The following is a 25,222-nucleotide window of genomic DNA, read 5'->3' as shown; positions in this document are numbered from 1 at the left end:
ACTCACACCCACGTCCGGGGACGGAAACGGTTTGCCCGTTCCACCAGTTCGATCCGCTCCTCGCCCCGCTGCGCCAGCCGGGCGAGGACGCGGTAGGAGCGTTCCAGGCCGAAGCGCAGCCCCCGCTCGTCCAGTTGACTGCCGAGCAGCGAGGTCCGGCCGGGGTCGGCACCCCGGCTGCCCGACAGTACCCAGTCCAGGGCGGCGCCCAGAACCTCCGTCGCCAGCCGCTCCTGCCGCTCCGGGTCCAGCCCGAACCGCCGCAGCGCCTCCACCTGGCCGGACGCCGCCACCAGGTCGGGCAGCAGCTCCTCCTGCGGGGAACGGTCGCGCAGGCGTGCCCGTACGGCCGCCACCCGTGCGGCGGTGTAGTGGATCGAGGCCTCCGGTACGGATTCCAGGGTGCGCACCGCCGCCTCACGGTCCCCGGCCGCCAACTGGACCCGGGCCAGCCCGAAGGCGGCGCTGACGAACCCCGGGTCGGTGATCCAGACGAGCCGGTAGTACTCGGCGGCGTTGTCCAGCTGCCCCAGGACCTCCGCGCACAGCCCGAGCGCCAGCTTCGGCGCGGGCTCGCCCGGGAAGGCGTCGTAGACGGCGTCGAAGGACAGGGCCGCTATCTCGTCGTCCCCGGTGGCCAGGGAGGCGATCCCGCGGGCCCACACCACCCGCCAGTCGTCCGGATGCCGGGCTTCGAGGGCGGCCAGGGCCTGCCCCGCCACGGCCAGTTCGCCCAGCTCCAGCCGGGCGCGCAGTTCCCGCAGCCGCAGCTCGGCGGAGTCGGCGGGGGCCGAGCCCAGCGCGCCGAGCAGGTCGGCGGGGGCGGAGGCGAGCAGGCCCGCCAGGAAGCCGGCGTTGGGGTCGGCCGGGTCCACCAGGGGCACCGGCAGGGCGAGTGCCGTGTCGCGGGCGTCGAGCACCGCGAGCCCGGCCGCGGCGGGCAGCGGCGCACGGGCGCCCGGGCCGCGGGCGGGCGCGGGCGCGGCGGCCGCGGGCGCCTGCCGGGGCCCGGGCAGGGCGGCCCCGGCGACGTGGGTGGCGGTGGTGCCGAGCGCGGGCCCCGCCGCCCCGCCGCTCCCCGCGAAGGCGGCTCCGGCGGGCGAAGCGGGCGGAGCGGACGGAGCGGGCGGAACGGACGGAACGGACGGCGCGGGCGCGGAAGCGGCGCCGGCCGGTCCGGCCTGCTCCGGCGCGGAGACCAGCGCGTGCGCCGGGCCCTGCGGCAAGCCCGCAGCCTGCCCCGGGACCTGCCCGAGGAGCTGCCCCGGGCCCTCGGGGGACCCCGCCGGCTCCGCGGACCCCGCGCCCGTGATCCGGCTGAAGAGCCCGCCCCGCCGGGAGGCCACGGACCGCACGCCCAGCCGGGACACCTCGGCCCCCGGCGCGTCCTCGTACAGCTGCGTGTCCGGGACCCGCAGCTCCGGCCCGAACAGCGTCGACAGCTGCGGCCGCGGCCGGCCCGTCTGCAGCGCGACCACCTCCCGCAGCACACCCGTCAGCTGGTCGGCCATCTCCTGCGCGGACGCGAACCGCCGCCCCGGATCCGGATCGGTCGCCCGGACCAGCAGCCGGTAGAAGGACTCGTACCGCTGGAACACCTCGATGTGCTCCGGATCCGGCAGCGAGTCCACGAACACGTTCGTGTAGCCCTGGAAGTCGAAGGTCAGCACCGCCAGCGTGCGCGCCACCGTGTACAGGTCCGAGGCCACCGAGGGCCCCAGCTCCGCCACCTCCGGCGCCTGGTAGCCCACTGTCCCGTAGATGGCCGACTCCTCGTCGTCCATCCGGCGGACCGCACCCATGTCGATCAGTTTCAGCTGGTCCTGCTGCTGGATCGCGTTGTCGACCTTGAAGTCGCAGTACAGGAGGTTGCGGTTGTGCAGGTGCCCGAGGGCCTCCAGGGCCTCGATCCCGTACGCGCACGCCTGCTCCACCGGCAGCGGATCACGCCGCCCGTCCGGGCGGCGCCGCTCGTTGGCGATCTCCTTCAGCGACTTGCCGCCCACGTACTCCATGACGATGTAGCCGTCCAGCGAACCCGTCCGCTGGTCCAGGTGTTCCACGAAGTTGTAGATCCGCACGATGTTGGAGTGCTCGATCTCCGCGAGGAAGCGCCGCTCGGAGATCGCCGCCTCCATCGCGTCCTGGTCCCCGGTGTCGAGCAGGCCCTTGAGCACCACCCACCGGTCCGACACCGCCCGGTCCACCGCCAGGTAGACCCAGCCGAGCCCGCCGTGCGCCAGACAGCCCGCCACCTCGTACTGGCCGTGCACCACGTCGCCGGCCCGCAGCTTGGGCACGAACGAGTACGGGTGTCCGCACTTGGTGCAGAACCCCTCCGTACGGCCCGGCCGCTCCCCCCGCGCCCGGCCCACCGGAGCGCCGCAGTCCGAGCGCGAGCAGAACCGCTTGCGCTCCGGCACCTCCGGACGCTCCAGCACCGCCGCCGAAGGATCCGGACGCGGCACCTCCGGGACGCTGACCAGCCCCGCGCCCAACCGGCTGCGCCCCGAGGAGGACGCCGCGGAACCCGAACTGCGCACCGACACCGACCGGGTGGACGCCGAGCCCGGGAGCGACCGCGACAACCGCCCCGACACCGAGCGGCGCGAGGACGAGGAGCGCGAGGACCTCGACGAACGGGCCGACGCGGAGGAGCGGCCGGAGCCGCGCGAACCCGCCGACCCCCGCGAGTCGCCCTGCCGGGCGGCGCTCGTCATCCCCGTCGGCGGCGACACCAGCTCCCCGGCGCCCGCCGCGACCGCACCCACCGGAGCGAGCCCGCAGGTGTCGCAGTACACCTCGCCGCCGCCCATGTCCTCGTACGCCCCCGGGCAGCCGGGGCGAAGGCACGGCGTTCCGATCAGGCTCATGCGTCCTCCTCCCCCGGCCCCACGGGCCGGTCCGTCCCGGGCCGGTGCTCCTGCGGCGCCGCCGCCTGCGCCGCCGCCTGCTGGTAGCGCCAGACCGCCTGCTCCGCCGCCCGCAGGTCGCAGGGCGCGCTCCACAGCATCCGCCGGGCCGCGTCGTACCGCTCGATCAGCAGCGGGTCCTCCGCCAGACCCTGCCGGGCCACCTTGGCCTTGTACGCGTCGAGCCGCCCGCGCAGCTCGGCCCGGACCGCCAGCGGCGCCGTCACCGCGGTCAACGATTCACGGGCCCGCCGGAGTTCCTCCTCGGCCCGGTCCTCCAGCGCGTCCAGCAGCGGGGACAGCCGGTGCCACTGGGAGCGCCGCCGGTACTCGGCCGCCGCCGCCAACTGCTCCTGGAGGGCCGTCGGCGGACCGCTCACCGCCGGAACCTCCGACGCCGCGATCTTCGCCAGCACCTCCACGCGCGCCGTCCGCGCCTCCGCCAGCGTCCGGTCGGCCCGCGACAGCAGGTCCCGCACCGCGATCAGCCGCTGCTCCGCGTCCTGCCGCACGGTCAGGACCGCCTCCACCTCGCGCCGTACGTCGTCCAGCGCGCGCGCCGCCCGGTCGTAGCGGGCGGTGTCCGGACGGCCCCCGCCCGGCGCGGAACTCCCCGACGCCGGCAGCCAGAAGGCCAGCGGGTCCGCGATCACCGCCTCCCGCAGCTGCGCCAGCTCGGCGGTGATCTCCTCCAGGTCGTCCCCCGAGGGGTGCTCACCCGGCCGCACCCCCACCGAGTGCGCCAGCGAGCGCGTCCGGTGCAGCTCGGCCGCGAGCAGGTCGATCCGCGCCGGCAGCGCCGACCAGACCGCGTCGGCGGCGACCACCACGTCCAGGGACGACGCGTACAGCTCGTTCATCCGGGCCACCAGCTCGGCCAGCGAGAAGCGCTCGGCCAGTCCCACGCCCTGGGCCCCTGCCCCGGCGATCGTCACCCCCGGTCCGCGCAGCCGCTCCGTCAGCTCCGCCAGGTCCTCACGGCTGGGCCAGCGGCGCCGCTCGCGGATCTCCCGGGCGGCGGCCAGCGCCCCGCTGTAGGCGTCGAAGTACGTCCACAGCCGGGTCACCGCCGCGTCGGCGGCGGCCCACCGCTCCTTGGTGACCCCGCTCAGCGCGGCACCCTCCAGCAGCCGCCGCCCCGCGTGGTCCTGGAGAGCGAGCAGGGAGGTCTCGACAGCCTCGTGCTCCGCGCCCAGGCGCGCCAGTGCGCGGTCGACGTCGTCCCGGTCCATCACCGGTCCCGCCCCCGGCCGGCCCGCACCGGGCCCGCCCGCAGGAGGTCCCCCCGCCGGGAGGCCGCCCGCCGGGAGGCCGCCCGTACGGGACCCGCTCGTATGGGGCTCGCTCACGTACCGCTCCGAATCCGCCACCGGCCTCAGCCGTCCCGGTACTTGGGCGCCGGCGGCACACCGGCCCCCGGCAGCACGCCCTCGAAGTGCTTCTTGTACGAGGTCGCCCACGGGCTCTGGTCACCGCCCGCCCGGTAGTTCTCCAGCACCTTGTTCACCCGGCGCACCAGGTCCGAGGCGTCCTTGTTCATCGCCACCCCGTAGAACTCGCGGGTGAACGGCGCCCCGACCAACTGCACCGAAGGGTCCTGCGCCGCCTGCCCGGCGGCCAGCGCGTTGTCGGTGATGATCCCGTCCACCTCGCCCAGCTGAAGCCGCACCAGGCAGTCCAGCTGGTTCGGCACGGACACCCCGACCGCGCCGTACGACTGGGACCTCAGGGCCGCCTCCGCCGTGGAACCGGCGGCCGTGCAGATCCGGCGCCCCTTCAACGAGGCGTCGTACCCCTTGATCGGCGACCCCTTGGGCACCAGCACCTGCTGCCCGGCCTCGAAGTACGCCGTGGAGAAGGCCACGTCCTCCAGGCGCTTGCAGTTGATCGTCATGGTCCGCACGACGATGTCGACGCGGCCCTCCTGGAGCGCCGGGATCCGCTGACTGGTCGGGACGGCCCGGTAGATGACCAGCTCCTCGTTGCCGAGGATGTCCTTGGCTATGGCCTTGACCAGGTCGATGTCGAAACCGTCCAGGTGGCCGTCCGGGTTGCGGTAGCCCCACTTGAAGCTGTTCTGGTCCACGCCAGCCACGAGCTTGCCCGCCTTGCGGATCCGCTCGATCGCCGGACCGTCCAGCCCCGAGGGGCGCAGGCTCGCCTCCGGGTCCTGGCAGGTGTCGGCCGGCGCGAGCGGCACCGCCGCCACCGAAGCCGGCTCGTGCACCACCCCGGACCCGCCGCCGGGCGAGGAGCCCGCGAGCGGCAGCAGCACGGCCGCCGCCGTCACCGCGCAGGCCGCGGCCATCGCGCTCACCCCGCCCCAGCCGCGCAGCCGGCCCGCCGCGCGCCGCACCCGGGCCGCACCGGACGGGCGCGGCCCGGCGGCGGCCGGCGCCCCGGCGCCCTCCGCCTCCTGCGGCGTCCCCGTCCCGTACGGCCCGGGCCACTCCGGCCGTGTCCCTCGTATCCGCATCGATCTCACCTGTACTCCGAAAGCCTGCGGCCGATGCCGAGGAGGGCCGCCGCCGCGCCGGCGACCGCCAGCACCGCCGAGCCCGTCACCAGCCCGCCCAGGGCGCCGAGTCCGTCCCGGGCGGCCAGGGTGAACTGCTTCTGCTCATGGGCCACGGCCCGCTCCAGGGAGGCGTCCACCGTGTCGAACGAGGCCCCGCTGCTGTCCTTGTGCGTCTCGTCCCCGATGACCTGGGGCAGGGCGAGCTCGTAGTCGCCCTTCATGTCGGCGTCACGGGCCGCCGCGTGCCGCTGCTTCCACTGCGCCACTCCCGCCACGGCCTTCGAGACGGGCTCCCGTCCGCTGCCGTCGTCGGCCAGCCGCAGCGCCCGCGCCAGGCCCGCGTCGAGCTGTTCCATGTTCTTCTCGTAGTCCACGTCGTACTTGTCGGACTTCTTGTCCTCGGCCAGTACGGCGCCCCGCGCGATCAGCGTCAGGTTCTCGTTCGCCCGCGCCTGGAGCGAGGCGATGCGCGCGTCGTTGAGCACCTTCAGGGACTCCTGCCCGTCCGCCCTGGCCTCACCCAGGCCGGCCCGGGCCACCGACTGGCCCACCGTCAGCCACAGCAGCACCACCGCCGCCGCGGCGGTCGCCGCCAGCAGACCGTGGTTGAACACCCGGTTGGTACGCCGGTAGCTGCGCCGCTGCGCCCAGCCGAGCGCACCGAGGGCGAGCACGCCCGCAGCCGTCGCCGCCACCGGCCAGGACCGGGCGTCGTCGTAGTCCGTGTACAGCCGGCCCGTCTCCGCCTCGTACAGCCGCTGCGCGGCCGGCAACAGCACGGTGCTCATCTGCTCGTTGGCGTAGCGCAGGTAGGCGCCGCCGAGCGGCAGGCCCTGCCGGTTCGTCGCCCGGGCCTGCTCGATCAGGCCGGTGTAGCGCGGCAACTGCTCGCCGAGCAGGGCGATCTCCTTGCGGGACTCCCCGCCGGCCCCGGTGTTGGCCGCCGCGCTCACCAGCAGCCGGGAGGCGTTCGCGATGTCCTTTTCGTATCGCCGGCGGACCTCCCGCGGCTCCTGGGCACCCGCGAGGAAACCGCTGGAGGAGGCCGTGTCGGCATCGGCGAGGGACCGGTAGATGCTCGCCGCGTCCGCGCTCAGCGGCTGGCTGCGGCCTACCACGTCCTGCGCGGCCGCGACCCGGCCGGCGACCTCCCACACGGCCACCGCGCCGAACAGCACGACCAGCGCGGCCAGCACCGCGCCGATGATCCGCAGCCGGCCCGGTTCGGTCGTCGCCGCGGCGCGCAGCCGCTCCACGCCCTCGGCCCAGGCGGTACCGCGCCCGGGCGGCGCGGGCGGCGGCCCGGAGGTACCGCCCCCGGGCGCGGACGCGCGTGTCGTGATGGCCACCGTGACCTCCCCCTCGGTCCCTCTGCTCCGCAGCAGTATGGCCGTAGCAGCGCCCGGCCACAGCACCCGGTGTCCGATCTTGGACGATCCCCCTTCCGAACCGCCCCGGCCGACGGCCCCTGTCCCGCCCCCGCGGTTTCCCCCGTCACTCCCGACCGTCAATACGCCGCAAGGGCCCCGGCGGTTCCCGCCGTACGGCTTGGCAGGCCGGTTTCACTCGATGGGATGTGGTCCCCGGACGCGGCTGACCTCCCCGTACGGGGGATGGCCCGGCGTCGTGACGAAGCGGGGGACCGGGTGCGCCGGCCGTGCCCGGCTCCGTCTTCTCCCGGGGAGGGCGCCTCACTCGAAGTGGGCGCGGAGCCTCGTCAGGGCGGCGGGCGGCGCGTGCAGGGCGTCCAGGCCCAGGAGGGCGGCGCCCAGGACCGGGGCCGCCGTGACCACCGAGACGCGGGCCCGGGGCGCGCGGTGGGACAGCAGTTCCTCGATGCGGCCGTTCAGCTGCGGGTGCCGGGCCGCGAGGACGCCGCCGCCCAGCAGCACCGGCACCTCCTGACCCAGCAGCCCCAGCCGGTCCAGAGCCACCGAGGCCAGCGCCACCACCTCCCCGGCCTGCCGCTCCACGACCGCCGAGGCCACCGCGTCGCCCGCCGCCGCCACGGCGAACAGCACCGGCACCAGCTCGTGCAGCCGCCCCCGGTCCAGCCCGCCCAGGTGCAGCGCCTCGATCAGCGCGGCCATCGACGCCAGCCCGAAGTGCGCCGGCAGGGCCGCCGCCAGGGCCGTCGGGCCGCCCCGCCCGTCCTCGGCCCGCGCCGCCCACCACAGCGCCTCCTGCGCCAGGCCGCTCCCGCCGCCCCAGTCCCCGGAGATCTGCCCGAGGGCGGGGAAGCGGGCGGTGCGCCCGTCGGGCAGCATCCCCACGCAGTTGATGCCCGCCCCGCACACCACCGCGACCCCCCGCGGCCGGTCCACGCCCGCCCGCAGGATCGCGAAGGTGTCGTTGCGCACCTCGGTGGCCGCGCCCCAGCCGCGCGCCGCGACCGCGTCGGCCAGCCGGCGCTCCTCCACCGGGAGGTCGGCGTTTGCCAGGCAGGCGGAGACCCGCGCCGCGCGGGGCACCCCGGGCAGCCCGGCGGCCGCCGCGGCCTTGGCGACGGCCTCCGCGAGCACGTCCACGGCTGCCTCCACCCCGGTCAGGGGCGGCTGGAAGCCCCCCGCCCGCCCGGTGCCGAGGACCGTTCCGTCGGCGGCGACGAGGGCGGCGTCGGTCTTGCTGTTGCCCGCGTCGATCGCGAGGACGGCGGGGGCCGCGGGCCCGGCTACGCCCATGGCAGGTGCTCCTTGTTGTGCGCGAGCAGCCGGTCCGTCAGCCCCTCGGCCAGGTCGTACTGCCCGACGAGCGGGTGCGCCAGCAGGGCCCGGAAGACCCGCTCGCGCCCCCCGCGCAGGGCCGCGTCCAGTGCGAGGTCCTCGTACGCGCTGACGTGCGCGACCAGCCCGGCGTACAGCGGGTCGAGGCGGGGCGCGGGCAGCGGCACGGGGCCGTCGCCGTCGACGCGCGCCTGCACCTCGATCACGGCGTCGTCCGCCAGGAAGGGCAGGGTGCCGCCGTTGCGGGTGTTGACCACCTGGACGGACGGCCCGCGGCCGCCCAGCAGGGCGGCCGCCAGGTCCACGGCCGCCTCGGAGTAGAAGGCCCCGCCCCGCTCCGCCAGCAGCGCGGGTTTCTCGTCGAGCGCGGGATCCCCGTACAGGGCGAGGAGTTCCCGCTCCATCGCGGCGACTTCGGCGGCCCGCGACGGCTTCGCGCCCAGCTCGCGCACCACCTCGTCGTGGGCGTAGAAGTAGCGCAGGTAGTACGAGGGCACCACGCCGAGCCGGTCGAGCAGGGCGCGCGGCAGGCGCAGGTCGGCGGCGACGGCGTCCCCGTGTCCGGCGAGCAGCCGCGGCAGGACGTCGGGGCCGTCCGGGCCGCCCAGGCGCACTCCCAGTTCCCAGGTCAGGTGGTTGAGGCCGACGTGTTCGAGGTGGAGCTCGGCGGGCGCCACGTCCAGCAGCGCCGCGAACTTCCGCTGGAGGCCGATGGCGACGTTGCACAGCCCGACCGCCTTGTGCCCGGCCCGGAGCAGGGCCCGGGTGACGATCCCCACCGGGTTGGTGAAGTCGATGATCCAGGCGTCCGGGGCGGCCCGGCGGACCCGTTCGGCGATGTCCAGGACGACCGGGACGGTGCGCAGGGCCTTGGCGAGGCCGCCCGCGCCGGTGGTCTCCTGGCCGACGCAGCCGCACTCCAGGGGCCAGGTCTCGTCCCGGAGGCGGGCCGCCTGCCCGCCGACGCGCAGCTGGAGCAGTACCGCGTCGGCTCCGGCCACCCCGGCCTCCAGGTCGGAGGTGGTGGTGACGCGCCCGGGGTGGCCCTGGCGGGCGAAGATCCGCCGGGCCAGTCCGCCGACCAGCTCCAGCCGGTCGGCGGCCGGGTCGATCAGGACGAGTTCGGCGACGGGCAGGGTGTCGCGCAGCCGCGCGAAGCCGTCGGCCAGTTCGGGGGTGTAGGTGGAACCGCCGCCCACCACTGCGAGTCTCATCGGGGTCAGCCTTTCACTCCGGTCAGGGTGACTCCCTCGACGAACGCCTTCTGGGCGAAGAAGAAGAGGACGATCACCGGGGCCATGACGAGCACCGTCGCCGCCATGGTCAGGTTCCAGTTGGTGTGGTGCGCCCCCTTGAAGGATTCCAGCCCGTAGCTGAGGGTCCAGGCGGCCGGGTTGTCGGAGGCGTAGATCTGCGGGCCGAAGTAGTCGTTCCACGCGGAGAAGAACTGGAACAGCGCGACGGCCGCGATCCCCGGCTTCGCCATGGGCAGGACGACGCGCAGCAGGGTGCGCACCTCGCCGCACCCGTCGACGCGGGCCGCGTCGAGGTACTCGTCGGGGATGGTCAGCAGGAACTGCCGGAGCAGGAAGACGGAGAAGGCGTCGCCGAACGCCAGCGGGACGATCAGCGGCCACAGGGTGCCGGAGAGGCCCAGCTGCTTGGCCCAGAAGAGGTACATCGGGATGACCACCACCTGTGGCGGCAGCATCATCGTCGCGATCACCAGCAGCAGGCAGACCCGCTGCCCGCGGAAGCGGAACGTGGCGAGCGCATAGGCCACCGGGACCGAGGAGACCACGGTCAGCAGGGTCCCCAGCCCGGCGTACAGCAGGGTGTTGCGCCACCAGGTCAGGAATCCCGGGGTGTTCCACACCCGGGCGTAGTTGTCCCAGACCCAGGTGTCCGGCACCAGATCGCGGGTGAGCGCCTGCTGGTCGGTCATCAGCGAGGTCAGGAAGAGGAAGACGAAGGGGAGGACGAAGAACAGGGCGGCGGCCACACCCAGGGAGTGCACCCCGACCCAGTGCAGCACGGCCCGGCGGCTGCGCGTACTCATGCACCCGCTCCGATCAGCCCGCCACGGCGGCGCATCAGGAGCGCGGTGAAGGCCATGGAGAGGACGAACAGCACCAGCGCCACGACACACGCGGTGCCGTAGTCGAAGCGCTGGAATCCGAGGTTGTAGACGAGCTGGGGCAGGGTCAGCGTGGACTTGTCCGGGTAGCCGGGATCGAACTGCTGGCCCGAGCCGCCGATCACCCCGGCCGCCACCTTCCCGGCCACCAGCGGCTGGGTGTAGTACTGCATGGCCTGGATGACCCCGGTGACCACCGCGAACATGACGATCGGCGAGATGTTCGGCAGGGTGATGTGCCGGAACCGCGCCCAGGCACCCGCCCCGTCCAGCTCGGCGGCCTCGTACTGCTCCTTCGGTACGTCGAGCAGCGCGGCCATGAAGACGACCATCAGGTCGCCGACCCCCCACAGCGCGAGGGCGGTCAGCGCGGGCTTGGACCAGTCGGCGTCGGTGAACCAGCCGGGGGCGGGCAGCCCCACCGCGTCGAGCAGGCTGTTGACGGGGCCGGTACCGGGGTTGAGCAGGAAGACGAAGGCCAGGGTCGCGGCGACCGGCGGGGCCAGGTAGGGGAGGTAGAACAGGGTCCGGAAGATCCCGGCCCCCGTCTTGATCTTCGTGATGAGCAGGCCGACGCCGAGGCCGAAGACGACCCGGCAGCCCACCATCACCACGACCAGCCACAGGGTGTTGCGCATCGCCGGCCAGAACAGCGGATAGTCGGTGAAGACGTAGCTCCAGTTGTCCAGGCCGTTGAAGGCGGGCTGCCGGAAGCCGTCGTACTTCGTGAAGGAGAAGTACAGGGTGGACAGCAGGGGGTAGGCGAAGAAGACCGCGAAACCGGTCAGCCAGGGGGACATGAAGGCCGCGGTCCGCAGGGCGGACCGGCGGCGCTTCGCCCGCAGGGTGGGGGTGGTCATCGGGGTCATCCGGCCTTCGCGATGTCCGTGTCGATCTGCCTGTCCGTCTTGGCGAGCCCGGCCGCGAGGTCGGGGACGTCGCCCTTCTCGACGGCGTACGCGAAGTCCTGGAAGGTCAGCTGGTAGGCGCCGCCGTCGGCCTGGGCCGGGGTGGTGTTCGACTTCGGGTGCCGGGCGATGTCGAGGAACGTCTTCGACTCCGGGGTCACCTGGAGCTGGGGGGAGGCGAGCGCGGGCAGGGTCGAGGGCACGTTGTGGATGGCGTTGGCGAAGGCGACCACGGCCTCGGTGTCGGTGGTCATGTACCGCACCAGTTCCCAGGCGGCGTTCTGCTTCCGGCTCGCGGAGGAGATGCCCATGATGGTGCCGGAGAGGTAGCCCTTGCCGTAGTCGGCCCGCTGGTCGTCCGGTACGGGCAGCGGGGCGGTGCCGATCTCGAAGGGGACGCCGGCCGCCTTGGCCATGGCCGGCCGCCACTCGCCGTCGATCTGCATGGCGACGAGCCCCTTGTGGAAGGGGTGTTCGGCGCTCAGCTCGTCGCCGAACGTGGAGCGGAAGCGTTCCAGTTTCCCGTATCCGCCGAGCCTGGCGACCAGGTCCTTCTGGGCGGTCAGCATCTTCGCGAAGGCGGGGTCGCCGGCGAGGTTCGACGCGCCGTCGGCGGTGAAGTAGGTCGGGCTCCACTGCGCGGCCAGCCGCGTCGGGGTGGTCTCGTAGCCGTGGAAGGTGGGCATCACGCCGAGCTGCTCGTACGAGTCCCCCTTCGGCTTCGTCAGCTTCTCCGCCACCTCGGCGAACTCGCTCCAGGTCCGGGGCGGTTCGGTGATCCCGGCGGCCGCGAAGGCGGTCTTGTTGTAGACGAGGCCGTAGGCGTCGTGGAGGAGCGGCAGGGTGCACTGGTTGCCGTTGAACTGGGTGTAGTCCAGCAGGGTCTGGGGGAAGACCTTCGCCTTGTCGATCCCGGACTTCTGGAGGAAGGGGTTCAGGTCTGCGAAGGCCTTGGAGTTGCAGAACGCGCCGACGCTGTCGGTGGCGAAGGAGGAGACCACGTCCGGGGCCTTGTCGCCGCCGGCGCGCAACGCCTGGTTGATCTTGGCGTCGGTCATGTTGCCGGTGGCCTTGACCTTGATGTTCGGGTGCGCCTTCTCGAAGCGGGCGATGTTCTCCTCGATCGCCTTGACCTCGGCGGGAGCGGACCAGCCGTGCCAGAAGGAGAGGGTGACGTCGGCCTTCGGGTCGTCGGCGGCGGGGGCGCCGCCCTGACCGGCGCAGCCGGCGGTGAGGACGGATATGGCGGCCAGGGCGGCCGCGGTGGTGGTCAGGCGTGCGGCTTTGGGCATGGCGGAGCTCGCTCTCTGGGGGAGAACCGGGGATGAGGGGTCGGGGCGTCTAGCGGGAGGTGTCGAAGACGTCCTCGCGGGTGGTGGCCAGGGCGCATTCCAGGGCGCCGCGCAGGACCGGCCGCTCGGGCACCTCGCCGGTGACGAGTCGGGGCCGGGAAGGCGCCAGTTCGGCGAGTTCCTCCTCCAGCAGGGCGCGCAGCGGTTCGCCGCCCGCGGTGATCAGGATGCCGGACAGGACCACGATCTCCGGGTCCAGTACGGAGACCAGCGAGGCCAGGCCGGTGGCCAGCGCGGTGGCGTACGACCGGAGGAAGCGCAGGCGGGCCCCCTCGGGCTCGGCGGCGGCCCGCCGGAGCAGTTCGGCCCCGGCGGCCACCTGCGCCGCCGGCCGGGCGTCCGGCGCGGCGGCGGCCCGGACGCCGGCGGTGGCGGCGAGCGAGGGCAGTGCCTGGACGCCGGCCAGCTCCTGGTAGCCGCCGCTGTTGGCCCGGGTGACCTGGCGGACCAGGGGGTGGCCGGGCACGGGCAGGAAGCCCACCTCGCCCGCGCCGCCGGTCCAGCCGCGGTGCAGCCGGCCGCCGAGCACGAGGGCGGCGCCGAGGCCCTCCTCGTTCCACAGCAGGACGAAGTCCTCGTGGCCGCGGGCCGCGCCGAGGCGCTGCTCGGCGACCGCGGCGAGGTTCACGTCGTTCTCGTACTCGACCGGCATCGGCAGGGCGGCTGCCAGCTCGTCGAGCAGGGTGGGGGAGTGCCAGCCGGGCAGGTGGCCGGCGTAGCGCAGCCGGCCGGAGCGGGGGTCGAAGGCGCCGGGGGTGGCGATGACCAGGCGGTGCAGGTCGCGGCGGCCCAGGCCGGCGTCCTGGAGGGCCCCGTCGAGGGCCCGGGTCACCTGGCCGACGGCGCCGGCCTCCTCGGTGCAGGGGAGCTCGAAGGCTCCGGTCACGGTGCCGGTCAGGTCGGCGACGGCGGCCAGCACCCGCTCGGGGGTCACGTCGAGGCCGGCGACGTGGGCGGCGCGGGCGTTGAGCGCGTACAGCTGGGCGTTCGGGCCGGGACGGCCGCCGTGGGTGCCGGTGGCGACGACGAGCCCGGCGGCTTCCAGCCGGGCCAGCAGCTGCGAGGCGGTGGGCTTGGAGAGGCCGGTGAGGTGCCCGATGCGGGTCCGGGACAAGGGGCCGTGCGTCAGCAGCAGCTCCAGGGCGGCGCGGTCGTTCATGGCGCGCAGCAGGCTGGGGGTTCCGGGGGTGGCGGCGGGCATGACGGGACTCTCCCTCACCGAGACGCACTGTTAGGTAAGTTTCCTATCAGCGCTTGAGCGGTGTCAATGCCGCTGCCCCGCCGGACGGAACCGGCGGGGCAGCGGGTGGCGGGAGAGGGCGGGGTGCGCTACTTGGGCAGCCGGACCCCGCCGGGCAGCGGCGGAGACGCCGGGATCGGCGCGGTGGCCAGGGACTGCGGGGACGCCGGGTTGGCCAGCGCCGAGGGCGCGGCGACCGCGGCCGCCGGGTCGCCCGGGGCGGCCTCCTCCTCGTCGGGGGCCGGAGCGCCGCCGATGATCCGGATGCCGGCCGCGTCGAAGGCCTCCTTGATGCGCCAGCGCAGCTCGCGCTCCACCGAGAGCTGCTGGCCCGGCATGGTCTTCGCCGACACCTTCACGCTCATGGAGGCCAGCAGCACCTCGTCCAGGCCCAGCACCTCCACCGGGCCCCAGAGGCGCTCGTTCCACGGGGTCTCCTTGGCCAGGTCGTCCGCGACCTCCTGGACCACCTCGCGGATGTGCGCCAGGTTCTCCGACGGCTTGACCTGCACCGCCACCCCGGCGGTCGCCCAGCCCTGGCTGAGGTTGCCGATCCGCTTGATCTCGCCGTTGCGGACGTACCAGATCTCGCCGTTGTCGCCGCGCAGCTTGGTCACCCGCAGGCCGACCTCGATCACCTCGCCGGAGGCCACCCCCGCGTCGATCTTGTCGCCGACGCCGTACTGGTCCTCCATGATCATGAACACGCCGGACAGGAAGTCCGTCACCAGGTTGCGCGCACCGAAACCGATCGCCACACCGGCCACACCGGCACTCGCCAGCAGCGGCCCCAGATCGATCTTCAGGGCGGCCAGGACCATCAGCGCGGCCGTGCCGAGGATCAGGAACGAGGACACGGAACGCAGCACCGAGCCGATCGCCTCCGAGCGTTGGCGGCGCCGCTCGGCATTGACCAGCAGCCCGCCGAGCGCGGTGCCCTCGACGGCCTCCGCGCTGGAGTTCATCCGGCTTATCAGCTTGGTCAGCGCCTTGCGGACCACCGTGCGCAGCGCGACCGCGATCACGATGATCAGGAGGATCCGCAGGCCGATGCTCAGCCAGGTGGCCCAGTTCTCCTCGACGAAGCTCGCGGCGTTCGTCACGCTCTCGGCTGCTTCGTCGGTGGTGTTCGCTGCCTGCGGTAGCAGGGTGGCGGGCGAGGGCACGGCGGGAACCTCCAGGGCATAGCGGTCCGCCCGCGGAACGGTGGTGCGGAGTGTGCGGGCAGGCCATCCACACTAACGGGGCACGGCGCCGACCTCGTTGCGATGTTCGAGGGAGAGACACGACTCACCTGGGGATGAAAGGGAGTGTGGTCGAAAACACCCCGGGCCCGTTACCGGCGCGTGGTGGCGCTTCGACCAGCCGTAAGGGGAGACTGGAAAGCAGATCGTCCCGGCGCGAGCCACGCGCCGCCGGCGTACAAGGAGGCAGTCCGTGCCGCACGTCCTGGTCCTCAACGCGTCGTACGAGCCCCTCGGCGTCGTACCGCTCCGCCGCGCGCTCGTCCTCGTGCTGGAGAACAAGGCCATCTCCCTCGAGGAATCGGGCGCCTTCCTGCACAGCGCGACCCGAGCCGTCCCCGCGCCCAGCGTGGTCCGGCTCAAGCGCTTCGTGCGGGTCCCCTACCGGGGGCCCGTTCCTCTCACCCGCCGCGCGCTGTTCGCCCGCGACGGCGGCCGCTGCATGTACTGCGGGGCCGTCGCGACGAGCGTGGACCACGTCATCCCGCGCAGCCGGGGCGGGCAGCACGCCTGGGACAACGTGGTCGCCGCGTGCCGGCGGTGCAACCACGTGAAGGCGGACCGGCACCTGCTGGAACTGGGCTGGCGGCTGCGCCACCAGCCGGCTCCGCCGACGGGGCTGGCGTGGCGGATCATCGGCACGGGGCACCGGGACCCGCGGTGGATGCCGTACCTCCAGCCCTACGGGGCGGACGACGCGCTGGACCGCATCGGAGTCACCGCCTGACCCTCACGGGGTGACCGCGAGGGCCGTCGCGGACCAGAGGCTGCAGCCGAAGCGCGTCGCGCGGCGTTCGCACGTGACGCGGACGAAGCGGGTGTCGGGCGCGTCCAGCCGGACCGTGTCCACCCCGCCCCGGGAGGACACCACCGCACCCGGGCGCCACGTGGCCCCGTCGCGGGACGTCTCCACCCTGAACCGGGAGGGGTAGGCCTCCTGCCAGTGCAGGGTCAGCAGGCCGACCCGGGCCGGGGAGGCCAGCTCGGCCTGCCACCAGGCGCCGTCCACCGCCGGGGAGGACCACCGGGTCGCGGCGGAGCCGTCCACCGCCGCCGACGCCGGGAACTGCGGGGCCTCGTCCCCCGAGGAGGAGGCGCGGGCCGTGCGCAGCAGGTCCGGGCCGCCCGTGCGGGGGACCGCCCGGACGGTGAGGGTGCGCACCTCCCCGTCGAAGGCCAGCGGCACCGCGTACACCCCGGCCGGGGTGCCCGCCGCGACGGTGACCTCCACCGGGACCGTGACCGTCGCACCCCGGGGGACGGCGACGTCCTGCGGGATCCGGACCTGCACCCCGGCCGGCGCGGTCGCCGTGAGCGGGCCGCGGACCTCTCCGGGGCGCAGCGCGGACAGCAGGGCCGACACCGTGCGCGGGGCGCCGCCGATCTCCGCGTCGGCGCGGCCCCCCTCGGCCAGCTCGAAGCGGGCCCGCGGACCGTCCGCGAACCACGGGACCACCTGGTGCACCACCGGCTCCGGGCCCGTCCACGACAGCCGGACCGCGTCCGCCCGCACGCCCGCCGCGTCGGCCTGCGTCCAGCCCGACACCGCCGCCTCGCCGAGGCGGCGCCAGCCCTCGCCCGGCACGTGCGCCTCCACCACCGCGCCCCGGGCGCCCGGCGCCAGCGGATCCGTCATCACCGTGACCGCGGCGAGCGGCCGCGCGGAGTCCAGCCGGACGGTATGGGCGCCCGGCTCGCGCAGCACCGTCCCGTCCTTGCGGGCCGCGCCCGTCCAGGCGTCCGACTCCGCGGCCGCCCTCGCCAGGAAGGGGTCCAGCACGGAGGCGTCCACCTTCACCCCGCCCGGCTCCGCCAGCGCCCGCCGCGCCGCCGCGAGCTGCCGCGAGGCCTGCCAGGCGCCCGCCCCGTCACCCCGGGCCTCGGCCCGCAGCAGGTCGACGGCCAGCTCGCCGGCGGCCCCGTACCGCGAGAGCCGCTCCAGCCACGGCCCCGCCTCCGAGGTGAGGGACGGCAGCCGGGCCGGGGCCTCCCGCAGCACCGTGAAGGCGGCCCGCAGCCGGTCACCGGCCTTCGGGTCCCCGCCGGCGCGGGCCCGCCAGAACTCCTCCACCAGCGGCTTCAGATAGGCCGACTCCTCCACCTTCAGGCCCGAGGAGGCGGTGTTCCCGGCCAGCGCCGCCAGCGCCGCCCGGGTCCGCGGATCGGGGCCCGACAGGTCGCGGACCGCCGCCGCCCAGGACTCGCCGGCCCGGTAGCCGCGCGGGTTCCAGGCGTAGTCGGCGGCCGTGAACAGCGGGATCCGCGACATGGTGCCCTGCGCCATCGCGTTGGCCAGCACCCCGGCCGAACCGCCCGCCACCGCCGGCTCGCGCCCCGCGTACGGGCCCAGGAAGATGCGGCCCGGGTCCCAGTCGTTGACCGGGTAGTTGTCCATGGTGACCAGCGGATGCGCGAGCGCGGCCCGCGCCCCCGCCAGCTCCCTGCCGGTGATGGTGCGCGGCACCACGCCCACGCCCGTCCAGGCCACCTCCACGCGCGGGTCCAGCGCCCCCGCCAGGGCCGTGCGGTAGGCGGTGGCGCCCTCCTGGAAGTACTCCGTCGGCAGCAGCGACAGCGGGGCCGCCCCCGGATGCCGCGCGGCCAGGTGGGCCGCCAGCTCGCCCGCGACCTCGGCGTGCGCCTTCGCGGCCGCCGCGGGGCCCGTCCCGTACCGCACCCGGTCGGCCCGGCAGCCCCACTCGGTGTAGCTGACGTCCTGGAACTGCACCTGGAACGCGCGGAAGCCCAGCTCCCACATGGCGTCGGCCTTGCGCAGCAGCGCCGCCCGGTCCTCCGCCGAGGCCAGGCACATGGACTGCCCCGGCGACACCGCCCAGCCGAGCACCACCCGGTTGGCGCGGGCCCGCTCGGCCAGCGCCCGGAACTCCTCCTGCCGCTCCGCCGGGTACTCCTCGCGCCAGGCCGTGGTGCGGTACGGGTCGTCACCGGGCGCCAGCAGCAGCCGGTTCTGCTTGGTGCGGCCGAGGAAGTCCAGCTGGGCCAGGCGCTGCTCCCGGGACCAGGGCTGCCCGTAGAACCCCTCGGTGATCCCGCGCACGGGGGCGATGGGCCAGTCCCGCACCAGCATCCCGGGCACCTTCCCGTGCCCGGCCGCCAGCAGCTGACGCAGCGTCTGAGCGGCGTGGAAGAGCCCGTCCTCGCCGACACCGGCCAGCGCGACCGTGTCCCGCCCGCCGGTGCGGCCCACCGCCAGCCGGTAGCCGCCGCCCGGCAGGTCCCCGGCCGGGGCCGCGCCCAGCGCCCGCAGGGCCTCCTCGGCGTCCGGCCCCTGGAGCCTTACGACCAGGGCCCGTTCGGGCAGGGCCGCTCCCGGGGGCCGCTCGTGCAGGGTCCGTACGCCGGCGGCGCGCAGGGCGGTGCGCACGACCTCGACGGCGTACGGGTCCGCGTCCACGGGCACCACCAGGACGGCCTCCGCCGCGACCGGCACCTCCCGCCCGGGGTCGGCGGTCGCCGACTGCGGCCGCGGCCACACGGCCGGACCCTCGGAAGCGGCTCGGGGAACGTCGGAGCCCGGGTCGAGGACGGGGCCGAGTCCCGACGCGTACACGGGGGCGGAACCGCTGTCCGGGCGCGGGGAGCCGGAGGTCCCGGGCGCGGCGGTGATCCGCGGCGGAGCCGACGCGACGGCCCCGCCGAGCAGGGTCCCGATGACGGCGACGGCCGCGGCCGTGGTCCGCTTCCTGCCCCTGAGCTGCACGGAGCCTCCCCCGTCCCGAGTCGTGCCCCGACCGTACGAACGAGCCAGAGCCCACCACCCGTGCGGCGGGGGTGTCAATGCGGGTGGGTGATCTGACCTGGATCCGCCAGGAATGCGATGCCCCTGACTGGGTATGGCTGCGGTGTTCGCCCCGGGTGTTGCATGGGCGGTCCGACGAACCGCACGAGGGAGGACCCCATGAACGCCCGCACCGCGTCCGCCACCCGCAGGAAACCCGCCCCGCTCGCCCACCTGCCCGTCCCGTCCGGCCCCGGGGACGCGTCGCCGGCCGGCACCGCGCACCCGCCGCTGACCAGCGAACCCCCGCTGGCCGGCTCCGCGTACGCGCCCCTGACCAGTGAATCCCCGCTCGTGGCCGAGGCCCCCCTCACCAGCGAGCCGCTCACCTAGCCCGGTCGCACGACCGGTCCCTCCCGCCAAGGATGACGATGGACGACCTCGCCCGGCTCGCGGCCCTCTACGGCGTCGCCACCTCCTACCAGCCCGCCGAGGACGTCACCGTCCCCGTGCCGCGGGCCACGGTCCGGGCCGTGCTGGGCCTGCTCGGCGTCCCCGTCGACACCCCCGAGGACCTGCGGCGGGCGGCCGACGGCGCCGAGCGGGAGCGGGCCGGGCGGCTCCTCCCGCCGACGCTGGTGCACTGGCGGGGGGAACCCGCTCCGCAGCCCCTGGCCGGGCTGCCGGCCGGGACCCGGCTGCGGGTCACCCTGGAGGACGGGGCCGGCGAGGCCGCATGGCACCCCGGCCTGCCCCTGGGGGTGCACCGCCTGGCCGCGCGGACACCCGACGGGCGTACCGCCACCGCCACCCTGATCGTGGCCCCGGACCGCGCCCCGGCGGCGCCCGAACGCGCCCACGGGCTGCTCGTCCAGCTGTACTCGCTGCTCTCGGAGCGCTCCTGGGGCATGGGCGACCTCGGCGACCTCGCGGAGCTGGCCCGCTGGGCGGCCCGCACCCACGGCGCCGGCTTCGTCCAGGTCAACCCGCTGCACGCGGCCCTTCCCGGCGCCCCGACCGACCCGTCCCCCTACCGGCCGGCCTCGCGCCGCTTCCCCGACCCGGTGTACCTGCGCGTCGAGGACCTGCCCGAATGGGAGGCCTGCCCCGAGCGCGACGCCCTCGCCGAACTGGCCGACCGGGGCGGGGAGCTGCGCCGCGAGGTGCTGGAGAAGGGGGCGCTGATCGACCGGGACGCCGTGTGGGACCTCAAGCGCGCCGCCCTGGAACTGCTGTACGCCGTCCCGCGCACCCCCGCCCGGGAGGCCGCCTACCGGGCCTTCCGGGCCGCCCAGGGGGAGGGGCTCGCCGCGCACGCCGCCTGGTGCGCGGCCACCGCCGGGGAGGACCCGCAGGAGCGCGCCGACTTCCACTCCTGGCTGGTCTGGCTGACGGACACCCAGCTCACCGCCGCCCAGCGGGCCGCGCGGGAGGCCGGGATGACGGTGGGCATCGTGCACGACCTGGCCGTCGGCGTGCACCCGGACGGCTCCGACGCCCGCCTCGGCCCCTGGCACCACCGGGAGATGTCCGTCGGCGCCCCGCCGGACGCCTTCAACGCCCGCGGCCAGGACTGGGGGCTGCCGCCCTGGCGGCCCGACGCCCTGGAGGCCCACGCGTACGCGCCCTTCCGGGCCCTGCTGCGCGGGGTGTTCCGGTACGCGGGAGCGGTGCGGGTGGACCACGTCATGGGGCTGTTCCGGCTCTGGTGGATCCCGCTGGGGACCCCGCCCGCGCAGGGGACGTACGTCTCCTACGACGGCGAGGCGATGCTGGCCGTACTGGTCCTGGAGGCCCACCGGGCCGGGGCCCTGGTGGTCGGCGAGGACCTCGGGACGGTGGAGCCGGGGGTGCGCCGGGCGCTGGCCCGGCGCGGGATCCTGGGCACCTCCGTGCTGTGGTTCGAGCGGGACTGGGCGGGCGACGGCGAGCCGCTGCCCGCGGCGGCCTGGCGGTCGGAGTGCCTGGCCACCGCCACCACCCACGACCTGCCGCCCTCCGCCGCCAAGCTGGCCGGCTCCCACGTCGAACTGCGCGACCGGCTGGGCCTGCTGACCCGCCCTCTGGACGTGGAGCGGGCCGAGGACGCCGCCGACACCGCGCAGTGGCTGCGGACGCTGGACGGCCTGGGGCTGGAGACCAAGGGCGAGGAGGCCGCCGTACGGGCCCTGTACGCCTTCCTGCTGCGCACGCCCGCCCGGCTGGTCGGCGTGTGGCTGCCCGACGCGGTGGGGGACCGGCGGCCGCAGAACCTGCCGGGCACCTGGGACCAGTACCCCAACTGGCGGCTGCCGGTCGCCGACGCCGACGGCCGGCCGCTGACCCTGGAGGCGCTGACCGCCTCGCCCCGGGCGAACGCCCTGCTGAGCGCGGTGCGGGAGGGCGCGCAGACCCGTACGGCACCCCCGGGCGCGCGGCCCGTTTAGGTGTTCGCTACGTTTGCACCGTGGACAAGAAGAACGCTCTGCGCGCCGGCGCCGTCACGGCCGGATCGACGCTGATGATGCTGCTGATGACGTCTCCCGCCCTCGCGGCGACCCGCGACGACGGCGACGACCCGGGCAAGGGCCTGGGCATCGGCGAGACGCTCGGCCTGTTCGTGGCCGCGCCGATCCTGCTGTTCCTGGTCATCGCGGGTCTCGTGATGGTCGGCGACAAGTCGCGCAAGACCCAGGCCTGACCCGGCCGGGCAGGCCCTGACGACTTCCGGGCGCCGGAGGTCCGCGGAACCGGTGTGAGCCGGTTCCGTCGCGACCTCCGGCGCCCCGTCGTGCCCGCAGACGGCGCTCACGCTAGGGCATGTCCGCCAGGAGCCGGCGCAGCAGCCCGGTGAGCTGTTCGACCTCCTCGGGGTCGAAGTGCGCCAGGGCGGCGTGGTGCACGGCCAGGCCCGCGGAGACCGCCTCGTCGGCGAGGGCGAGGCCCCGCTCGGTGAGGGTCACCTGGAGCCCGCGCCGGTCGTGCGGGTCGGGGCTGCGGGTGAGCAGCCCGGCCTTCTCCAGCTTGTCCAGGCGCCCGGTCATCCCGCCCGTGGTGAGCATCAGCGTGGCCGACAGCTCGCGGGGCGAGAGGGTGTACGGGGCCCCGGAGCGGCGGAGCGTGGCGAGGACGTCGAACTCCCCGCGCGTGATCCCGTGGCGGTTGTACGCCCGTTCCACGGCGTCGCCGACGGCCTTGGAGATCCGGTAGATCCGGCCGAAGACGGCCATCGGGGTGGTGTCCAGATCGGGTCGGACGGCGGCCCACTGCGCGGTGATCGCGTCGACGGCGTCCTTGTCGGCTTCCCTCTCCACCTCGTTCTGCACCTTGTGCTTGACCTCGTTCATGACCGAAGTATCCGGTTCCGCTCACTCGTACGCAAGAAAGTAGCTTGCTTAAAAGTAGCTTAGTAGTAAGCTACTTACGAGCGACCTACCCGGGGAGGTCCGGGACGGGCCCCCGGGTGGGTCGCCTCCCACCCGCACCTGCCGACCCTTCCTCATCTGCCCGAGGAGTGACCGTGAACCGTGTCACCACCACCATCCTGACCGCGCTCGCCCCCGTCTCCTGGGGCTCGACGTACTTCGTCGCCAGCGAGCTGCTCCCGCCGGACCGGCCCCTGTTCACCGGGGCCATGCGCGCCCTGCCCGCCGGCCTGCTGCTGGTCGCCCTCTCCCGCGTCCTGCCCAAGGGCGCCTGGTGGTGGAAGTCCGCGGTCCTCGGCACCCTCAACATCGGCGCCTTCTTCCCGCTGCTCTTCCTCTCCGCCTACCGCCTGCCCGGCGGGGTCGCCGCCGTGCTGGGCTCCGCCGGACCGCTGTTCGTCGTGGGGCTCGCCGCCCTGCTGCTGGGGGAGCGGGCCAGGCTCCGGACCATACTCGCGGCCGTGGTCGCCGCGTTCGGCGTGAGCATGGTGGTGCTGACCGCCGAGGCGAAGCTCGACCTCGTGGGCGTCATCGCCGGGGTGGTCTCCTCCGCCTCCATGGGCGCGGGCACCGTGATGACCAAGCGCTGGGGTCGCCCCGAGGGCGTCGGCCCGCTGGCCGTGACCGGCTGGCAGCTCACCGCGGGCGGCCTGGTGATCATCCCGATCGCCGCCCTGGTCGAGGGGGCACCGCCCGCGCTCGACGGCAAGGCCTTCCTCGGCTACGGCTACATGATGCTGATCAACACCGGTGCGGCGTACTTCCTCTGGTTCCGAGGCATCGGCCAGCTCACCGCCACCTCCGTCACCCTGCTCGGCCCGCTGTCCCCGCTCACCGCCGCCGTCATCGGCTGGGCCGCGCTCGGCCAGGCGCTGTCGCCCGTCCAGCTGGTGGGCATGGCCCTCGCCTTCGGCGCCACGGTCTTCGGGCAGCTGCCGGGACGGCCGGCGCGCGCCGCGAAGGCCGAGGTGCCGCCCGCGCAGGAGGCACCGTTCAGCTCTCCTGAAGAAACCGATCGAAATGTTTCGATGGACCTGGGCAAAGCGAAGGTGTGAGAGTAGGTCCACGACCCACTCACCACCCCCAGGGAGAGACCACCCGTGACCGTCATGGACCGTGTCCGCACCGCACCCACCGCTTCCGTCACCGGAAGCGGGGCGAAGAAGGGAGCCGCCGGGCTCGGCGTACTCCTCGCGCTGGTCGCGACGGTCGTCTGGTCCGGCAGCTTCGTCGCCACCCGCGGCATGGCGGACACGGTCCCTCCCGTCCAGGCGGTCTTCTGGCGCTGGATCATCGCCGCCGTCGCGGTCGCCCCCTTCGCCGCCCGGCAGGCCTGGCAGCAGCGGGCACTGCTGCGGCGCCACCTCGGCTACGTCTCGCTCGCCACCCTCTTCGGGGTCACCCTCTACAACACCCTGGTCCACCAGGCCGGACTGACCACCTCCGCCTCCAACATGGGCATGATCATGGCGGCCTCACCGGTCATCATGGCCCTGTACGCCCGCCTCGGCGGCGAACGGCTCGGCGTCCGGCGGTCCTTCGGGATGCTGCTCGCCGCCTTCGGCGTCCTGCTGCTCGTCGGCGACGGATCGCTCGGTTTCGACTTCGGCGCCGGCGACCTGTGGATGTTCGGGGCCGCCCTCTCCTTCGCCACCTACAGCGCCCTCCTGAAGCGCAAGCCCGCCGAGATCGGCGGCCTGGCCTTCCTCCTGGCCACCTTCGTCCTCGGCGCCCTGATGCTGGCCCCCGCGTACGCCGTCTCCCTCACCGTGCAGGGCGGCTTCGAGACCACCGCCGGGACGGTCGGGCCCCTGCTGTACGTCGGCGTCTTCTCCTCGGCGGTCGCCTTCTTCGCCTGGAACAGGGCGGTCTCCCTCATCGGCGCGGCCCGCGCGGGAGTCGTCTACTACCTCCAGCCGGTGTGCGTCGCCGGGCTCGGCCTGCTGCTGCTCGGCGAGCGCACCGGCCCGGCGGAGCTCCTGTGCATGGCCCTGATCCTGGGCGGAGTCGCCCTGGGCAGCACGGCCCGCCGGTAGGTTCGCCCCGTGACCGACTGGGACATCAAGAAGCTGCGGATCCTGCGGACCCTGGCCGACCAGGGCACCGTGACCGCGGCGGCCGAGGCGCTGCACATGACGCCCTCGGCCGTTTCGCAGCAGCTGACCAACCTCGCCCGGCAGCTGGGGGTTCCGCTCCTGGAGCCCCAGGGCCGCCGGGTCCGCCTCACCGACGCCGCCCACCTGGTCCTGCGCCACACGGAGGCCGTCTTCGCGCAGCTGGAGCAGGCCGACGCCGAACTCGCCGGGTACCTGTCCGGCGAGGCAGGGGAGGTGCGGATCGGCGCCTTCTCCACGGCGGTCCCGGTCCTCGTCGTCCCGGCGGTCGCCGCCCTGCGGCTCAGCCACCCGGGCATCGAGGTGCGCATCCGCGAGACGGAGGCGGCCGAATCGTACGAGCTGCTGTCCGCCGGGGCCGTGGACCTCGCCCTCTCCCTGGCCGCGCACGCCCCGGGCGCGCAGAACCCCCGCTTCACCCGGGTCACCCTGCTGGAAGACCCCCTGGACGTGGCCCTGCCCCCCGCCCACCCGCTGGCCGGCGCGCCGGAGGTCCGGCTGGCCGACCTCTCCGCGGAGCGGTGGATCTACGGCGGGAGCGGCCCCTGGTCGGAGATCACCCGCTCCGCGTGCGAAACGGCGGGCTTCGTACCGGAGCAGGCCCACTCGGCGTCCGGCTGGACGGCGATCCTGGCGATGGTGGAGGCGGGCATGGGCGTCGCCCTGGTCCCCCGCATGGTCTCCGCCCGCGCCTCGGGAGTGGCGGTCCGCGTCCTCACCCACGACCACCCGACCCGCCACGTCATCGCAGCCCTCCGCCGCGGCACGGAAGCCGCCCCGGCAACGGCCCGAGCCCTCACCGCCCTCCGCGAGGCGGCGGCTGCGCTGGCGTGAGGGGGCGGGGTTCCGGCGGGGCGGTCCCAGAGCTGGGGCCCAACCCGCACCACACAGCGACCAGAGCGAGGCGGGGAGCAGCCCTCCGGGTCAGTCC

20 protein-coding genes are annotated in these 25,222 nt (G+C 74.8%); 7 read left to right on the top strand and 13 right to left on the bottom strand.

Going from position 1 to position 25,222, the window contains the following annotated elements; genetic code table 11:
- Nucleotides 1-2: 2 nt before the first annotated feature.
- The 11 genes from ACZ501_RS03905 to ACZ501_RS03855 form a co-directional block, all read right to left on the bottom strand.
- A complete protein-coding gene (locus ACZ501_RS03905) occupies nucleotides 3-2,873 on the bottom strand; it encodes a serine/threonine-protein kinase (RefSeq protein WP_468792277.1) in 2,871 nt (956 codons plus the stop codon).
- Nucleotides 2,870-4,144 carry a hypothetical protein gene (locus ACZ501_RS03900; RefSeq protein ID WP_361606987.1) on the bottom strand — a complete coding sequence of 425 codons (1,275 nt, stop codon included), beginning with the start codon at nucleotides 4,142-4,144 and terminating at the stop codon, nucleotides 2,870-2,872. Before ACZ501_RS03900 ends, ACZ501_RS03905 begins: the two co-directional genes overlap by 4 nt.
- A 143-nt stretch (nucleotides 4,145-4,287) precedes the next feature.
- A complete protein-coding gene (locus ACZ501_RS03895; protein WP_361606996.1) occupies nucleotides 4,288-5,220 on the bottom strand; it encodes a glutamate ABC transporter substrate-binding protein in 933 nt (310 codons plus the stop codon).
- Between the two features lie 173 nt (nucleotides 5,221-5,393).
- On the bottom strand, nucleotides 5,394-6,779 hold the full coding sequence (locus ACZ501_RS03890) for a hypothetical protein (RefSeq protein WP_468792274.1): 1,386 nt from the start codon (nucleotides 6,777-6,779) through the stop codon (nucleotides 5,394-5,396).
- Between the two features lie 342 nt (nucleotides 6,780-7,121).
- Entirely contained in the window at nucleotides 7,122-8,111 is a 990-nt protein-coding gene (locus ACZ501_RS03885) for an N-acetylglucosamine kinase (RefSeq protein ID WP_468792271.1), read from the bottom strand.
- Nucleotides 8,102-9,367 (bottom strand): 6-phospho-beta-glucosidase, encoded by a 1,266-nt coding sequence (locus ACZ501_RS03880; RefSeq protein WP_468792268.1) that lies wholly within the window; start codon nucleotides 9,365-9,367, stop codon nucleotides 8,102-8,104. Before ACZ501_RS03880 ends, ACZ501_RS03885 begins: the two co-directional genes overlap by 10 nt.
- Before the next feature lie 5 nt (nucleotides 9,368-9,372).
- Nucleotides 9,373-10,212, bottom strand: a complete 840-nt coding sequence (locus tag ACZ501_RS03875) for a carbohydrate ABC transporter permease (protein WP_468792265.1) — start codon at nucleotides 10,210-10,212, stop codon at nucleotides 9,373-9,375.
- Nucleotides 10,209-11,150, bottom strand: coding sequence for a carbohydrate ABC transporter permease (locus tag ACZ501_RS03870; protein WP_361606975.1), 942 nt, complete (start codon nucleotides 11,148-11,150; stop codon nucleotides 10,209-10,211). Before ACZ501_RS03870 ends, ACZ501_RS03875 begins: the two co-directional genes overlap by 4 nt.
- A gap of 5 nt (nucleotides 11,151-11,155) precedes the next feature.
- Nucleotides 11,156-12,490: an extracellular solute-binding protein gene (locus ACZ501_RS03865; RefSeq protein ID WP_361606972.1), complete on the bottom strand. Its 1,335-nt coding sequence runs from the start codon at nucleotides 12,488-12,490 to the stop codon at nucleotides 11,156-11,158.
- Nucleotides 12,491-12,539: 49 nt separating this feature from the next.
- Nucleotides 12,540-13,751: an ROK family transcriptional regulator gene (locus ACZ501_RS03860; protein ID WP_361606969.1), complete on the bottom strand. Its 1,212-nt coding sequence runs from the start codon at nucleotides 13,749-13,751 to the stop codon at nucleotides 12,540-12,542.
- A gap of 128 nt (nucleotides 13,752-13,879) precedes the next feature.
- The gene (locus ACZ501_RS03855) at nucleotides 13,880-14,956 is read right to left on the bottom strand and encodes a mechanosensitive ion channel family protein (protein WP_361606966.1); all 1,077 of its coding nucleotides are present in this window, start codon (nucleotides 14,954-14,956) and stop codon (nucleotides 13,880-13,882) included.
- A gap of 271 nt (nucleotides 14,957-15,227) precedes the next feature.
- Between ACZ501_RS03855 and ACZ501_RS03850 the strand changes: the two genes are divergently transcribed.
- Nucleotides 15,228-15,761: an HNH endonuclease gene (locus ACZ501_RS03850; protein ID WP_361606963.1), complete on the top strand. Its 534-nt coding sequence runs from the start codon at nucleotides 15,228-15,230 to the stop codon at nucleotides 15,759-15,761.
- 3 nt (nucleotides 15,762-15,764) lie between these two features.
- Here the strand turns inward: ACZ501_RS03850 and ACZ501_RS03845 are convergent, their stop codons facing one another.
- Nucleotides 15,765-18,755, bottom strand: coding sequence for a beta-N-acetylglucosaminidase domain-containing protein (locus ACZ501_RS03845; protein ID WP_468792262.1), 2,991 nt, complete (start codon nucleotides 18,753-18,755; stop codon nucleotides 15,765-15,767).
- Between the two features lie 198 nt (nucleotides 18,756-18,953).
- Between ACZ501_RS03845 and ACZ501_RS03840 the strand changes: the two genes are divergently transcribed.
- The 3 genes from ACZ501_RS03840 to ACZ501_RS03830 are packed head-to-tail and all read left to right on the top strand — an operon-like array spanning nucleotide 18,954 to nucleotide 21,453.
- Nucleotides 18,954-19,166: a hypothetical protein gene (locus tag ACZ501_RS03840; RefSeq protein ID WP_361602038.1), complete on the top strand. Its 213-nt coding sequence runs from the start codon at nucleotides 18,954-18,956 to the stop codon at nucleotides 19,164-19,166.
- Nucleotides 19,167-19,198: 32 nt separating this feature from the next.
- On the top strand, nucleotides 19,199-21,199 hold the full coding sequence (locus ACZ501_RS03835; RefSeq protein WP_468792259.1) for a 4-alpha-glucanotransferase: 2,001 nt from the start codon (nucleotides 19,199-19,201) through the stop codon (nucleotides 21,197-21,199).
- A 20-nt stretch (nucleotides 21,200-21,219) separates the two neighbouring features.
- Nucleotides 21,220-21,453, top strand: coding sequence for a hypothetical protein (locus tag ACZ501_RS03830; RefSeq protein ID WP_361602032.1), 234 nt, complete (start codon nucleotides 21,220-21,222; stop codon nucleotides 21,451-21,453).
- 112 nt (nucleotides 21,454-21,565) lie between these two features.
- On the opposite strand, the gene ACZ501_RS03825 is transcribed toward ACZ501_RS03830, so the two are convergent.
- On the bottom strand, nucleotides 21,566-22,099 hold the full coding sequence (locus tag ACZ501_RS03825; RefSeq protein ID WP_361602029.1) for a MarR family winged helix-turn-helix transcriptional regulator: 534 nt from the start codon (nucleotides 22,097-22,099) through the stop codon (nucleotides 21,566-21,568).
- A 167-nt stretch (nucleotides 22,100-22,266) separates the two neighbouring features.
- On the opposite strand from ACZ501_RS03825, the gene ACZ501_RS03820 reads away from it, so the two are divergent.
- From ACZ501_RS03820 to ACZ501_RS03810, 3 genes are read left to right on the top strand one after another with little or no spacing between them, the layout of a single operon-like run.
- Nucleotides 22,267-23,232, top strand: a complete 966-nt coding sequence (locus ACZ501_RS03820; protein ID WP_468792256.1) for an EamA family transporter — start codon at nucleotides 22,267-22,269, stop codon at nucleotides 23,230-23,232.
- Nucleotides 23,233-23,286: 54 nt separating this feature from the next.
- On the top strand, nucleotides 23,287-24,213 hold the full coding sequence (locus ACZ501_RS03815) for a DMT family transporter (RefSeq protein ID WP_361602044.1): 927 nt from the start codon (nucleotides 23,287-23,289) through the stop codon (nucleotides 24,211-24,213).
- Nucleotides 24,214-24,222: 9 nt separating this feature from the next.
- Nucleotides 24,223-25,125 carry a LysR family transcriptional regulator gene (locus tag ACZ501_RS03810; RefSeq protein ID WP_468792253.1) on the top strand — a complete coding sequence of 301 codons (903 nt, stop codon included), beginning with the start codon at nucleotides 24,223-24,225 and terminating at the stop codon, nucleotides 25,123-25,125.
- Nucleotides 25,126-25,222 lie beyond the last annotated feature (97 nt).

The organism is Streptomyces sp. NPDC034085, assembly GCF_055575555.1.
Note: the sequence above shows the minus strand (reverse complement) of the source record. Positions and strands in the feature narration are given on the sequence as shown.